General features: G+C 72.2%; 13 protein-coding genes. 8 read left to right on the top strand and 5 right to left on the bottom strand.

The features are described 5' to 3' along the window. Nucleotides 1-143: 143 nt before the first annotated feature. Nucleotides 144-1,319 (top strand): alpha/beta hydrolase, encoded by a 1,176-nt coding sequence (locus ACH427_RS13410; protein WP_398869590.1) that lies wholly within the window; start codon nt 144-146, stop codon nt 1,317-1,319. A gap of 82 nt (nt 1,320-1,401) precedes the next feature. On the opposite strand, the gene ACH427_RS13405 is transcribed toward ACH427_RS13410, so the two are convergent. After that, the gene (locus tag ACH427_RS13405) at nt 1,402-2,463 is read right to left on the bottom strand and encodes an alpha/beta hydrolase (RefSeq protein ID WP_398869589.1); all 1,062 of its coding nucleotides are present in this window, start codon (nt 2,461-2,463) and stop codon (nt 1,402-1,404) included. A gap of 245 nt (nt 2,464-2,708) precedes the next feature. Between ACH427_RS13405 and ACH427_RS13400 the strand changes: the two genes are divergently transcribed. Then, the gene (locus ACH427_RS13400) at nt 2,709-3,383 is read left to right on the top strand and encodes a ScbR family autoregulator-binding transcription factor (RefSeq protein ID WP_398869588.1); all 675 of its coding nucleotides are present in this window, start codon (nt 2,709-2,711) and stop codon (nt 3,381-3,383) included. A gap of 5 nt (nt 3,384-3,388) precedes the next feature. Here the strand turns inward: ACH427_RS13400 and ACH427_RS13395 are convergent, their stop codons facing one another. Continuing rightward, nucleotides 3,389-3,958 (bottom strand): TetR/AcrR family transcriptional regulator, encoded by a 570-nt coding sequence (locus ACH427_RS13395; RefSeq protein ID WP_398869587.1) that lies wholly within the window; start codon nt 3,956-3,958, stop codon nt 3,389-3,391. Nucleotides 3,959-4,002: 44 nt separating this feature from the next. Next, on the bottom strand, nt 4,003-4,185 hold the full coding sequence (locus tag ACH427_RS13390) for a hypothetical protein (protein ID WP_398869586.1): 183 nt from the start codon (nt 4,183-4,185) through the stop codon (nt 4,003-4,005). Nucleotides 4,186-4,470: 285 nt separating this feature from the next. Between ACH427_RS13390 and ACH427_RS13385 the strand changes: the two genes are divergently transcribed. From ACH427_RS13385 to ACH427_RS13365, 5 genes are all read left to right on the top strand, one after another. Further along, on the top strand, nt 4,471-5,154 hold the full coding sequence (locus ACH427_RS13385) for a DsbA family protein (RefSeq protein WP_398869585.1): 684 nt from the start codon (nt 4,471-4,473) through the stop codon (nt 5,152-5,154). 230 nt (nt 5,155-5,384) lie between these two features. After that, nucleotides 5,385-5,783, top strand: a complete 399-nt coding sequence (locus ACH427_RS13380) for a rodlin (RefSeq protein WP_398869583.1) — start codon at nt 5,385-5,387, stop codon at nt 5,781-5,783. Between the two features lie 226 nt (nt 5,784-6,009). After that, the gene (locus tag ACH427_RS13375) at nt 6,010-6,456 is read left to right on the top strand and encodes a rodlin (protein WP_398869582.1); all 447 of its coding nucleotides are present in this window, start codon (nt 6,010-6,012) and stop codon (nt 6,454-6,456) included. A gap of 215 nt (nt 6,457-6,671) precedes the next feature. After that, nucleotides 6,672-7,367, top strand: a complete 696-nt coding sequence (locus ACH427_RS13370; RefSeq protein ID WP_398869581.1) for a hypothetical protein — start codon at nt 6,672-6,674, stop codon at nt 7,365-7,367. A gap of 158 nt (nt 7,368-7,525) precedes the next feature. After that, nucleotides 7,526-8,392, top strand: a complete 867-nt coding sequence (locus ACH427_RS13365) for a methyltransferase domain-containing protein (RefSeq protein ID WP_398869580.1) — start codon at nt 7,526-7,528, stop codon at nt 8,390-8,392. A 47-nt stretch (nt 8,393-8,439) separates the two neighbouring features. On the opposite strand, the gene ACH427_RS13360 is transcribed toward ACH427_RS13365, so the two are convergent. After that, complete coding sequence (locus ACH427_RS13360; protein WP_398869579.1) at nt 8,440-8,859, bottom strand: hypothetical protein; 420 nt, start codon at nt 8,857-8,859, stop codon at nt 8,440-8,442. A gap of 121 nt (nt 8,860-8,980) precedes the next feature. Here ACH427_RS13360 and ACH427_RS13355 point away from each other — a divergent pair, with 121 nt between their 5' ends. Further along, nucleotides 8,981-11,074 carry an NB-ARC domain-containing protein gene (locus ACH427_RS13355; protein WP_398869578.1) on the top strand — a complete coding sequence of 698 codons (2,094 nt, stop codon included), beginning with the start codon at nt 8,981-8,983 and terminating at the stop codon, nt 11,072-11,074. Here ACH427_RS13355 and ACH427_RS13350 read toward each other — a convergent pair. After that, entirely contained in the window at nt 11,062-12,669 is a 1,608-nt protein-coding gene (locus ACH427_RS13350) for a translation initiation factor 2 (RefSeq protein WP_398869729.1), read from the bottom strand. The genes ACH427_RS13355 and ACH427_RS13350 overlap by 13 nt on opposite strands. Nucleotides 12,670-12,785: the final 116 nt, after the last annotated feature.

Raw genomic sequence — 12,785 nt, 5'->3', positions numbered from 1 at the left:
TACGTCCAGGACACGGGCAGGCCAAGAGCAGGGTAAGAAATGGGTGCAGGGCAACCCTCTCCGCCCAATCCGGCCTCTTCATCGGTGAGCATCGTTTTACCGAACACGAGTACCCACCACGGGGGCAGGGAGTTGAGAGACGCATGGGCCTGACCAGCCGGTCACTCTTGTACACGGTGGTCTTCGTCGCCGTGCTGTGCGTCGGCCTCACCGTATGGCTGTGGCCCCGGCTCTCCGGGCGCGGCGCGCTGCCCGTGCTGGGACGGCTCGGGTCGATCCTGGTGACCCAGCTGGCGATCATGTCCGTGGTGCTGCTCGCGGTGAACTCCGCCAACAGCTTCTACGGCACCTGGGGCCAGCTGCTCGGCCGCTACGACCGGTCGCCCGGCCAGGTCACGGCGATCACCGGCGCCGCCGACGGCACGGTGGACACGGCCAAGGGCGGCGGCCTGATCCGGCCCGCGAGCTCGCAGAGCGGCGACCGCATGGGCCTGCCGGACGGCCCGAAGGACCAGGTCGGCACGGTCGAGTCGGTGCGCCTGGTCGGCCGCCGCGCCAATGTCGTCGAGCCGGCGTTCGTCTATCTCCCGCCGCAGTATTTCCAGAAGCAGTACGAGCGCCAGCGCTTTCCCGTGATCGTGGCCATCAGCGGATATCCGGGCGGCATCGACAACCTCTCCAAATACCTCCAGATCCCGAAGACCGCGAGCGAGCTGGTGGCCGCGAAGAAGATGCAGCCGACCGTGATCGTGATGCTCCGGCCGACGATCGCGCCGCCGCGCGACACCGAGTGCGTGGACGTCCCGGGCGGCCCGCAGTCGGAGACGTATTTCACCAAGGACGTACCCGAGGCGATGCGCAGCGCCTATCGCGTCGGGCACGACGCGAGTGCCTGGGGCGCCATGGGCTACTCCTCCGGCGGCACCTGCGCCCTGGAGCTCGCGATGCGCCAGCCCTCCGTCTATCCCGCGGCCGCCGCCCTCTCCGCCGACTACAAGATCAAGAACGATCTGACCACCGGAAACCTCTTCGGCGGCGGCGAGGAGGGCAAGCAGCGGGAGCGTGAGCACGACCTGATCTGGCGGCTGGGCAACCTGCCGGCGCCGAAGGTCTCCGTGCTCGTCACCAGCAGCAAGAAGGGCGAGAAGAACTACAAGGAGACGGAGAAGTTCCTCAAGGCCGTGAAGGAGCCGATGCTCGCCTCCAAGATGATCCTGGACGAGGGCAGCCACAACTTCACCACCTGGCGGCGGGAGATCTCGCCGAGCCTGGAGTGGATGAGCAAGCAGCTGGTCTTCCCGCAGGACGTCAACAGCTGACCTCCGCCGGACAGGGGAAACGGCTATGGAAAGACGGAAAGAGGGGCCCGCCGGGGCCCCTTTTCCCGTCACGCTTCTTCCTCTACGCCGGCCCCTTGTCGAGCTCCTCGCCCAGCCAGTCGAACGCCGCCGGATACATCGAGATCCACGTGTTGTAGTTGTGCCCGCCCCGCTGCGTCAGCATCGTCTTCAGCCGGACCTTGCTGCCGGCCGCCGCCCGCTGGAACTCCTCGATGTACGAGGGCGGGCTGTCCCGGTCCTGGCGCGAGGTCGCGAGGAAGAGGCCGACGTCGGCCTGGGTGTGGGCCACCAGCCACATGGGGCTGTTGTGCAGCCGCAGCTGCTCGTCCGCGAGGACGCCCCGGTCACCCGTCAGCGGATCCGGGTCCAGGGCCGCGCCCGCGCCGAACACCTTGGGGTACTGCAAGGGCAGCTTGGCCGCGCAGTAGCCGCCCGTGGAGATGCCCAGCAGCCCCCAGTAGCGCGGGCCCTTCCCCGTCCTGAAGTGGTGCCTGATCAGGTCCGGGACGTCGGAGGAGAGCCAGGTCGCGACCTTGTGCCCGGTGGTGTCCGAGCAGTCCGTGTCGACACCCCCGGGGTTGATGATCGGCACGGCGAGGATGAACGGCCGGCTCGTCCCGTCCCGCAGCAGCTTCTGGAAGTCGCCGGGCATGTGGCCCTGCTCCATCCACGACTGCGGCGAACCGGGGACGCCGTGCAGCAGCAGAACGACGGGAAAGGCGGTCTTGCGGTAGCGCGGGTCGTCGTACTGCGGCGGGGTCCAGATCATCACCTGCCCCGACAGCGACGAGGCGCGCCCGCGGACGTACGTCTCCTGTATCCCGGCGTCCCCGCGGATGAAGCGGGCCCGCTCCGGGGGCGGGCCGGGCATCGCCACCGGGCCCGTGCCGCCCGGCCGGCCCAGCAGGTCGTCCCAGGAGGCGTAGAGCCCGTAGCTGCTGTTGATCCAGGTGGCGACCACGCAGATCGCGGTCACCTGGCACAGCCCGATGAGCACGACGCGCGCCAGCCAGGCGAGGGGGCGCGGACCGGGGATCCTCGACCACAGCAGCAGCGTCGCCAGCACGGCGACCGCGGTGGCCGCGATGAGCACAGCGAAGAACGCGGTCCCGGTGAGGCTCATCCCTGCGGGCTCCCTCGGCTCGTCGGACCGGCCGCGGCCGGTGGCATCCGACCCTAGTCAACCCCCTTCCGGGCCACGGCGCCGGTCACGATGGCTGGTTCGCTCTCCTCCCTTGACGCGGGTGTCCTGCATACGCTCTACGCCGCGGCTGCGCGCGGGAACCCGGCGGCAGCGACAGCGGTCAGTGATCCGCCCTGCCGCTCAGGACGCGGCGCGCGGGTCCCTCAGCGATGCGGAGGCGTACCGTGGCAAAGCAGGACCGTGCGATAAGAACGCGGCGGACCATCCTGGAAGCGGCCGCGGTGGTGTTCGACGAGCGGGGCTACGACGCCGCCACCATCAGCGAGATTCTCGCCCGCGCCGAGGTGACCAAGGGCGCGCTCTACTTCCACTTCGCCTCCAAGGAGGACCTGGCCCGCGCCGTCGTCCAGACCCGGATGTCCGTCACGGCGCTGCGCCCCGAACTGCCGCGCTCCTCCAAGATGCAGGAGCTGGTCGACATCGGGCTGATCTTCACCCACCGGCTGCTGGTGGACCCGGTGCTGCGGGGCTGTGTGCGGCTGTCCATCGAGCACAGCGCCACGGCGCCGGACCGCGACGCCCGCTTCGACGACTGGACCCAGCTGCACACCCGCACCCTGATGGAGGGCAAGGAGCGCGGCGAGGTGCTGCCGCACGTCATGCCGTCGGAGGTCGCCGAGCTGATCGTCGCCGCGTACGGCGGCATCAACGCCCTCTCGCAGACGGTCTGCGGCCGCGCCGACCTGGAGCGGCGGGCCATCGTGCTCTATGAGCACCTGATGCCCGGGGTGGCCGTGCCCGCGGTGCTCGCCCGGCTCGACATCGCCCCCGGCCGGGGCGCCCGCGCGCTGGCGGAGCTGGAGCGGCAGCGCACAGCCGCCCCGGCCGGGGTCGCCTGAAAGTGTCAATCGGTGGGGGTGCCGAGGGTGTCCAGCGCGACCTTGAGGAGCGCCTGCCGCTTCTCCTCGTCCGTGCCGCCGAGCTGGTCCAGCGTGAAGGCCCCGAAGTGGACGGTCAGCAGAGCGCTGGCGACGCGGACGTGGGTGTCGAAGTCGATGTCCCCGGCGTGCATCAGCCGGCAGATGGCCTCCACGCGATCGTTCAGCGTGCGCCCGACGGCCAGGTCGCGCAGGGTCGCCTGGTTCTCCTGGAGGATGTGGTAGATCGGCTTGGCCGACTTCAGGGCCGCGCTGTAGCGGGTCATCAGCTCCCGCCGGGTCCCGGGCGTCGGTGGCTGTTCCGCGGCCCAGGCGATGAGTTCGTCGACCGGGCGGCCGAGGTCTTCGGAGATCGCGGTGAGGATGTCCTCCTTCGTCTTGAAGTGGTAGTACAGCGCTGCCTTGGTGACGCCGAGCTCCTCGGCGATCTCCCGCAGCGACGTCTTCTCGTAACCACGTGAGACGAAGAGGTCCAGGGCCGTTTTCTGGATGCGCTCACGGGTGTCGCTCCTGCGCGCCTGAGGGGTGCTGCCCATGGTCTCTCCTGCTGTTGTCGTGAAGCTGCCGCCCTCAGCCGAACCTACTTGACGCCCGGCAAGTTGGCAGCCTGTCCTCGCGGTCCCGCCGCGCCCGTCCGCACATGGCCGACCGGGCCGGGCCGCCGTCGCACACGCTGGGCGGGCGTGGAGATCATGCCGCAGGAAAGCTCGGCGACGGGGTCGTTGACGGCGACCGCGACACCACCGGCACGCAATGCGTACATTGTCGTCGGCTCCGTGGTCTCCGCCCCTTCCCTCAATCCCCCGTCGCCGCACCGCACTTGCCTGACCTGGTGCGCGCGGGCACGGCGCGGCGCGCGTGGGACGCGGCGGGCGGACCGGTGGGCGGGGCGGCGCTCGTGACTGCCGGGGCTCCGGGAGGGGCCTCGAAGGAGCTTCCGAGCCGGGCGGTGAGCCCCGGAAAACCATACTTGACGCCCGGCAAGTTACTGATTTACGTTCCTGTTCAATGGCTCGGCGGTACGGAAATTGGCGCTTTGGGGGTTCCGATGGTGAAGGCGGACATGGTCCTGGACGTCATCTGCGTCCACTCCTATATCGGCTACACCCGCCTTCGCCGGGCGGCCGGGCGGCTGCGCGCCACGGGCCGGGAGGTCGAGCTGACGTTCCGTCCGTACGAGCTCGCGCCGGCCGCGCCCAACGTGGCGCAGCCGCTGGTGCCGGTGCTCCAGCGCCTCCTCGGTCCGTACGCCGAGACCGAGATGGCCCGTGCCACCGGCCAAGCTGCCCGTGAGGGGCTGGAGTTGGACTACGGCCGGGCGGTCGTCGGCAACACCTTCGCCGCCCATCTGCTCATCGCCCGCGCGCAGGCGCGGGGCCGCGGCGAGGCGATGGTGGAGCGGCTCTTCCGCGCGCACTTCACCGACGGGCTCCACATCGGCGACCCTGGCGTGCTGCGCGCCCTGGCCGAGGAGTGCGGCCTGGAAGCCACCGGAAGCACATCCGGACCGGACGGTTTTCTCCGTCGGTTTCCGTACGGCGGTACGACGCCGTACGAGGAGCCGGACGCCGAGGCCCTGCGCGAGGAACTGGACCGGCTGCGCCGCCACGGCGTCACCGGGGTGCCGCTCTTCCGCGTCCGTGACCGCGTGCTGTGCGGCCCGCAGACGGAACGCGCGCTCTACGAAGCCCTGTCGGCGGCCCCCGCGCGCCCGGTCGGCGCCGGCTGCTGACGACCGCCCGGCCGTACGGGCCTTTCCGCCGGCCCGCGCTCGTCGGCGGCATCGCCTATCGGCGGCCCGCCCGGTCATAAAAGTGCCAGTAATACGTCCCGCGATGTGCCAGTAATACGTGCAGCGAGCCCACTGGCTCGAATGAGTGAAAGCCCGGAACCTCTCCAATAGGCCGGAGTTATTCAGAACGCTTTCCCAGTGGGGGCGCTACACGATCGAAAGGCATAGACGTGCTCAAGAAGGTAATGGCCACGGCCGCGATGACGGTTTCCGCGGTCGGCTCCCTCGCCGGCCCCGCGCTGGCGATCGGCAACGACCAGGACGTCGCGAACGGCAACGCAGCCAGGACCGGCTATGGGAACACCAAGACCGGGGGCGTCGAAAGCCCGCAGATGAGCCTGATCCAGGGCACGCTCAACAAGCCCTGCCTGGGTATCGGCAAGCTGGGTGTCCAGTCCGTACTGGCCCTCATCAACGTCGGCGTCCAGGACGTTCCGATCCTGTCCTCGCAGCAGCAGCAGCAGTGCACCGACAACTCCACGATCAACGACGGGGACGACCCGCTGTCGCACATCCTCGACGAGATCCCCGTCCTGTCGGGCAACGGCTCCGGCAACGGCGGTCTGTAGGCCCCCGGACGGCACCGGACGCAGAAGAAAAGCCCCCCTCTGCCGCGGGTGTGCGGGCCCCGCGGCAGGGGGGCTTTTCGTTGCGGTTCCCGGTGCGCGGCACCACGCGCTTTTATTCTGATAGGGCCGCGTGGTGGGCTGAAGGAGTGAAGCCGAATAACCTCCGCAGGAATTCCGAGTTAGCCAGGGCGCTCCCGTAAGTCGTCGACCAGAGCGAAGGAATAGCGTGATCAAGAAAGTAGTGGCCACCACGGTGCTCGTGGCTTCCGCGGCCGGCGTCTCCACCGCCCCGGCGATGGCGGTGGGCAATGGACACGACGTCTCCAACGCGAACGGCGCGGGCCAGATGTACGGCAACACCTGGACCGGCGGCTATATGAGCCCCCAGATGGGGCTGATCAACGGCTCGCTCAACAAGCCCTGCCTCGGCATCGGCAAGCTCGGCGCCCAGTCGCTCATCGGCCTGCTCAACGTCGGCCTCCAGGACATCCCGATCCTGTCCTCGCAGCAGCAGCAGCAGTGCACCGAGAACTCCACGATCCAGGACGGGGACGACCCGCTGTCGCACATCCTCGACGAGATCCCGATCCTGTCCGACAACGGTTCCTTCAACGGTGACCACGAAGGCCATGGCTTCGGCCACGAAGGTCACGGCGGTCACCACGGCCGCTGACCCGGCCACCACCTGAACGAGCCGCCCCCGGGCCGACCCGGGGGCGGCTTTCGGTGTGTACGGGTGGGTGTCCGCGGCGGAAGCGCCGGCCGGCCACGCCGCGCGCGGGCGCTGCCCCGCGGCCGGCGCCCGCGCCCGAGGCCGCCGAGTGGTGCCGGCCGGGCCGTGGAGGCGGCACCGCGGTTCCGGGCCGCCCGTGCGCCATAATCCCGATCATGCTGCCCGAGATGCCCCCGCCCCCTCCGGAAGGGCTGCACCGGCGGCTGTCGGCCGATGTGGTGGCCGCCTGCGCCCCGGCGCCGGTCGTGCTCGCCGGGTCCCACGCGGTGCGCGCGCACGGGCTCGGCGGCCGGCCCGGCCGGGACCTGGAGTTCGTCACCGACGCGCCCCGGCCCATGGACGCGATCGCCGCCGCGCTGCGGGCCGGGCTGGCGGAGCGGGGCTGGCGGGTGCGGCCGGTCTCGGCCGGTCCCCTCGCGGTGCGGCTCACGGCGGCCGACCCCACGACCGGCGAGGAGTGCGCCGTCGACCTCCGCAAGGAGACCCTGTGGCGGCCTCCCGTCCCGACGGAGTACGGGCCCGTGCCCGCCGTCGAGGACGTCGTGGGCCTGGAGGTGCGCGCCCTGGCCGACCTCGGGCTCGCCCGCAGCCTCGTCGACGTGCGTGCCGCGGCCGCCCGCTGGTCCCTCGTCGAACTGGAGGAACTCGGCCGGCGCCACGCCCGCGACGCCGACTTCGACCTCACCGACCTCCAGGCCCGTCTCGCCGGGGCCGAGTGGATCGACGACAGCGAGTTCACCGCCCAGGGCCTGGACGAGGCCGCCGTCGGCGAACTCCGCCACTGGGCCCAGGCGTGGGCCGACGACATCGCGGAGCGGCTCATGGAGGAAGCGGCGTTCGAGGACGAGTGAGGCCGGTGGCCTGAACCGTCCGTTCACGGGGGCAGGCGGCCTTGTTCCGCTTCCGGCGGGTGTTGAAGGATCTCCGGGCGAGGGCCGGTGATCCGTGACCGAGCACCGTCATGTCCGGCCCGGCGATCCATCGATGTCGCACTCGGAAGGAACGCACCGTGCCGCAGGAGACGACCCCCCAGCTGAAGGTCACCGCCGACGAGGTCGGCGACTGGTACGACAAGTTCGGCGAGGTGTACCACCTGACCCTCGGCGAGAGCGTGCACTGCGGCCTGTGGTTCCCGCCGGACGCGCCCGTCCCGCAGAGCATGGAACTGGCGGCCATGTCCTCCCAGGCGCAGGACCGGTATACCGACTACCTCATCGAGACGCTCGACCCCAAGGCCGGGCAGCACCTGCTGGACATCGGCTGCGGCACCGGACGCACCGCGCTCAAGGCGGCGCGGCAGCGGGGCATCGCGGTCACCGGCGTCGCCGTCAGCAAGGAGCAGATAGCGGCCGCCAACCGGCTCGCGGGCGAGCACGGGCTGAGCGACCGGCTCACCTTCGAGGTCGCCGACGCCATGCGGCTCCCCTACGAGGACGAGTCGTTCGACTGCGCGTGGGCGATCGAGAGCCTCTGCCACATGGACCGCGCCAAGGCCCTCGGCGAGGCATGGCGGGTCCTGAGGCCCGGCGGGGATCTCCTGGCCCTGGAATCGGTCGTCACCGAGGAGCTCACCGAGCCCGAGACCGCTCTCTTCGAGACGGTGTACGCCGCCAATGTCCCGCCGCGGCTGGGGGAGTTCTTCGACATCGTCGGCCAGGCGGGTTTCCACACGCTGTCGCTCAAGGACCTGTCGGCGAATCTGGCGATGACGATGAACGTGTTCGCGCTGGGGGTATACTCCCGGCGGGCGGAGTTCACGGAGCGGTTCGGAGCGGAGTTCGTGGACGGGCTGATCGGCGGGCTCGGAAGCGCGCAGGAGACCCTCATCCGCAAGACCCGCTTCTTCATGGCGGTGCTCCGCAAGCCGGCCGCGTAGCCCCGCGAGGGGCTCCGGGCCGGTGGCCCGTAGCCCCTCGCGGCGGTTCAGCGCCGGTCCGCCGGCCCCGCGCCCCGGCGCACGTGCAGGGTGATGCCGGAGAAGTCCCTGCCCTGGAACACCTCACCCTGTGTCCCGCCGCTGATGTGATTGTGCACGTCTCCGGCCGTCGTCGCCCGCGCCCGCTGCCACCACTCCTCCAGCAGCGCCCGGAACTCGCCGTCCAGCGCGGCCCGGACACCCAGCGCGGTGGCCAGCGCCTGGGCCCGCACCGGATCGGCCGGGGCACCCTCCAGGGAGGTGAGCTCCGGCTCGCCCGTGCTCACCCCGGGGGGTGTGTCGAGTGCCCCTCCCCGCGCGAACGGGCGCCGCACGAGGGCGGAGAGTCCCTGCCATGCCTGCCGGGCGGCTTCCCCGCCCAGCCCTCCGGCCAGTGCGGTGAGGGCCGCCGCCGTGATCGGGTCCATGGATACGCTCCCTGGGTGGTCGTCGGTTGTAGCCACCATAGAAGCGTGCGACGCGTCGGACCCGGCTGTTCCGGCGATCCGTCGGCCCGTCAGGTCGGCTGATCCGCCGTAGAGTTGGCGAATGGCCGAGGAGACGCACAACAGCCTGGACGGGCGCGCGGACGTGGTGGTCCAGGCCGGGCGCATCGAAGCGCTGCATCAGCATCTGCACGGTGCGGCGGCGGCGCCGGAGCGGCCGGTGCCCTTCCAGCTGCCGCCCGCGCTCGCGTACTTCGCGGACCGGCGGGCCGAGCAGGAGCGCATCACGCGGGCCGCCGAGAACCACACGGGCGACGGCGCCCCGCTGGTCGTGGCCCTGAGCGGCATCGGCGGGATCGGCAAGACCGCGCTGGGGTTCCATGTGGCCCGTCAGCTGGGTCCGCGCCATCCGGACGGTGTGCTGTACGTCGATCTGGACGATCTGCGCCGGGACGGCGTGGTGGAGGTCGCCGACGCCCTCGCGGAGCTGCTGACCGGCCTGGGCGTCACCGCGGAGTGGCTGGAGCGGTCCTTCGCCGGCCGGCAGAAGCAGTATTGGTCGCTCACCCGCGCCAAGCGGCTCATCGTGATCATCGACAACGCGCGGTACGGCGGCGAAGCCGTACCGCTGCTCCCGGCGTCCGCGGGCGGCCTGGCGATCGTGACCAGCCACGGCACGCTCTACGACCTCGACGGCACGGCGCCGGTCGAGGTGCCCGTGAACCCGCTCGCCCCCGAGGACGCGGCGCGGCTCCTCGCACACATCGTGGACGACCACCGGCTGCCGGCGGAGCCGGAGGCGGCGGCCGCGCTCGTCCGCGGCTGCGGCGGGCTGCCCGCGGCGCTCAAGGTGGCCGGTCAGTGGATCCGCAAGTACCGCAGACGCAGCCTGTCCCGGCTGGTCGAGGAACTGACGGCGGAGCTGCGCGAGAAGGGCGTCCCCATGGTCGAGGCGGTGTGGGACGCGGCGTACGCGGGGCTGGGCCGGGAGGCCGCGCGGCTCTACCGCCTGCTGTCGCTCCACCCCGCGCCGGTTGTCACCCCACCGGCGGCCGCCGCGCTGCTCGGCGCCGGAGAGCAGCGGGCCGTGGACGCGCTGGAGGAGCTGGAGTCGGCGGGGCTGCTGGAGAACCGGCCGGAGGGCTGCCGGATGCACGACCTGCTGCGCGGCCACGCCGACCGCCGTGCGCGCGAGGCCGACCCCGAGGGGGCGGAACGGGCCGAGGCGCGGCGCGCGTTGATCCGCTGGTACCGCCGCCAGGCCGCGCTGGCGGACCGGATGGCGGCCGGTTCGCGCATGACCCTCGCGGAGCTGCCCGGTCCTCTCGCCGGTGTGCCCGACGCCGCGTTCGCCACCAAGCCGGAAGCGCTCAGATGGCTGGAGTCGCAGCGGCTCGCGCTGTACGGCTGCGTCCGGCTGGCCTTCGACAGCGGGCTGTACGAGGACGCCTGGGCGCTGTGCGAACCGCTGTGGACCCACTTCCTCGACCACCCGCACTACGCGGATGTCACGGACGCCTTCACGACCGGCGTCGCGGCCGCCGATCGCCTGGAGCACCTGCCGGCGATGGTCCGGATGCGCTGCCAGCTGGCCCGTCCGCTGTGGGAACAGCAGCGGTACGAGGAAGCCGCCGATCGCCTGCGCCGCGCCTTGAGTGCCTCCGAGGCGCTGGGCGATTCCGAGCCGGAGCGCAAACTGAGGGCCTCGGCCGTGGAGTTCAGCGGTCTGCTGAAGCTCGCCAAGGGTGACCTTCCGGGCGCGACGGCGGACTTCGAGGCTTCCCGGCGGATCCACACGGCGATCGGCAACGCCTATGGCGTGCTCCTCCAGACGCACCTGCTGGGCCGCACCGCCCTGCGTCAGGGCGAGGTCGGACGGGCGGTCGGCTTGCTGGAGGAGGCGCACCGGATGGCGCGCGAGCAGGAGCGGGAGCGGATGACCGCCCGCACCGGATTCGAGCTCGGCCGGGCGCTGAGGTGCGCGGGGCGGGCGGCGGAAGCCGAGGCCCTGGCACGCGCCGCGCTGGAGAGCGCCCGCGAGCGGGGCTCCACCTCCGACGAGGTGCGCGTCCTGGAGGAACTCGCGGGGCTGGCCGACGAGCGCGGTGCGGCGGCCGAGGCGGCCGGACACCGTGCGCTGGCCCAGCTGCTGGCGGACCGCGCGGGCGGCCTGACCGGCGACGGTCAGAGCTCGTAGGCGAGGTCCGCTTCGTCGGCCGGGGCCAGGCGCACCCGGACCGTGAGCGGGCCGGTGTCGCAGAGGAGCGTCACCGGTGGCGTCACCTGCGGCGCCTCGGCCAGCCAGGCGTGGATCGCGGAGACGACGGCGGCCGGGTCGGCGCGCAGGACGCGTCCGGCGGCCAGGCACGGTTCGACGCGGACGCTGAGCGGACCGGCCGAGCGGTGCCGGACCAGGACCCGCTCCGGGGTGAGGAGCGCGGCCGCGGTCCGGCACGCCGGGGCGTCGTCCAGGATCCGCTCGGTCCACCCGGCCGCTGTCCATGCGCTGCTGTGCGGTGCCGGTGCGGCGCTCCGGGCCCGGCGCCACAGCACCGCCGCGGTCTGCGTGTGGCGGGTGTCCGCTTCCGGGAGTTCGGCGGCCAGATGGCGTACGGCCTCGGAGGTGTACGGGGGGAAGCGCTCGACGCCGATCCGGCGCCCGGAGACCTGGGTGCGTACGGCGAAGGCCGCGGGACGGCGGGGCGCGGCGGCCGGGCGGGGGAGCGGGTGCGGGGCCACGGGGGCCGTCGGCGGCCGGAGGCCCAGCAGTCGGTAGAGCTCGCTCCGGAGCCGTCGCAGGGACTCGCCCTGCCGGGCGAAGGCCGCGTCCGCGAAACGCCGGGTGTCCTGCGCTTCCGCCGCCCGGAGGGCGGCCGGCAGGCCCTCCGCGAGCAGGGGCGCCGACGCCAGCATGTCCGCCATGGGGCTGCCGGGGATCAGCTCGCTCCCGCCGTCGTACGCACCGATGACGGGGCGGCCGAGGGCGGCCGCGTAGAGGGCGGTGGAGCCGTGGTCGGTGACCACCGCGTCGGCCGCGACGAGGAGCGCGGCCCACTCCTCGTGCGGACCGGCCAGGACCAGGCCCGCCGCGAGGGCCGGGGCCAGCCGTCGGGCGAGGTCGAAGGTGCCGGTGCGGCTGTGTTCGTTGGGGTGGAGGATCAGGCCCAGCTGATAGGCGTCGTGCGGCAGCCGGCCGAGGAGTTCGCGCGGCAGGTCCGGCCGGCGGGCCAGCAGTGACTCCGGGCCCCAGGTGGAGGTGAGCACGATGAGCCGCCGTTCGCCCGTACCCAGGGCGGCGCGGAAGCCCTCCCGGTGGGCGAGCGAGCCGAGCAGCCGGTCCAGGGTCGGATCGCCCACCACGGAGGCCCGCGCGGCGGCCGCGGGGCAGTGCTCGGTGAGGCGGTCGAGCTGCTCGCCGTGCGCCAGTGCGTGCAGATCGGCCCAGGGTTCGCCGTCGGCGAGCAGGTAATGGGGGTCCAGGCCGGAGGGGAGGTGGGGCGAACCCTCTTCGCTGAGCGCCTTGTTGAAGCCCGCGCCGTGCGGCATCACCACCCGGGGACCGGACAGCACCCGCAGCGCGCCCTTCGGACTCGCGGTCAGTATGAGGTCGTGCTCGCGGGCGCGCGCCTGCTCCCAGCCGACCGTCCGGGCGCCGGACCGCTCCAGGGCCGCGAGGGCGTCCACGTCGAACGCCGACCCCGGTACGAGCGTGAACCGGACGGCGATGCGCTCGTCACCCTCGAAGACGGGGAGCGCGTCGAGAAGCCGGTGCAGGGCGCCCGCCGAACGCACGGCGATGAGCACTGTCCGGCTGTCCGGCTGTCCGGCTGTCCGGCTGTCCGGCTGTCCGGCTGTCCGGCTGTCCGGCTGTCCGGCTGTCCGGCTGTCCGGCTGTCCGGCTGTCCGCG

It is taken from the genome of Streptomyces sp. NPDC020379 (assembly GCF_044387105.1).
Taxonomy (GTDB): Bacteria; Actinomycetota; Actinomycetes; order Streptomycetales; family Streptomycetaceae; genus Streptomyces.
The sequence above is the reverse complement of the archived record's forward strand: the minus strand, read 5'-3'. Positions and strand labels throughout refer to the sequence as shown.

Excerpts from the sequence above, each read along its gene's own strand:
- ACH427_RS13410 (WP_398869590.1), top strand. The coding sequence starts at position 144 with ATGGGCCTGACCAGCCGGTCACTCTTGTACACGGTGGTCTTCGTCGCC.
- ACH427_RS13405 (WP_398869589.1), bottom strand. The coding sequence starts at position 2,463 with ATGAGCCTCACCGGGACCGCGTTCTTCGCTGTGCTCATCGCGGCCACC.
- ACH427_RS13395 (WP_398869587.1), bottom strand. The coding sequence starts at position 3,958 with ATGGGCAGCACCCCTCAGGCGCGCAGGAGCGACACCCGTGAGCGCATC.
- ACH427_RS13390 (WP_398869586.1), bottom strand. The coding sequence starts at position 4,185 with ATGTACGCATTGCGTGCCGGTGGTGTCGCGGTCGCCGTCAACGACCCC.
- ACH427_RS13385 (WP_398869585.1), top strand. The coding sequence starts at position 4,471 with ATGGTGAAGGCGGACATGGTCCTGGACGTCATCTGCGTCCACTCCTAT.
- ACH427_RS13370 (WP_398869581.1), top strand. The coding sequence starts at position 6,672 with ATGCTGCCCGAGATGCCCCCGCCCCCTCCGGAAGGGCTGCACCGGCGG.
- ACH427_RS13360 (WP_398869579.1), bottom strand. The coding sequence starts at position 8,859 with ATGGACCCGATCACGGCGGCGGCCCTCACCGCACTGGCCGGAGGGCTG.
- ACH427_RS13355 (WP_398869578.1), top strand. The coding sequence starts at position 8,981 with ATGGCCGAGGAGACGCACAACAGCCTGGACGGGCGCGCGGACGTGGTG.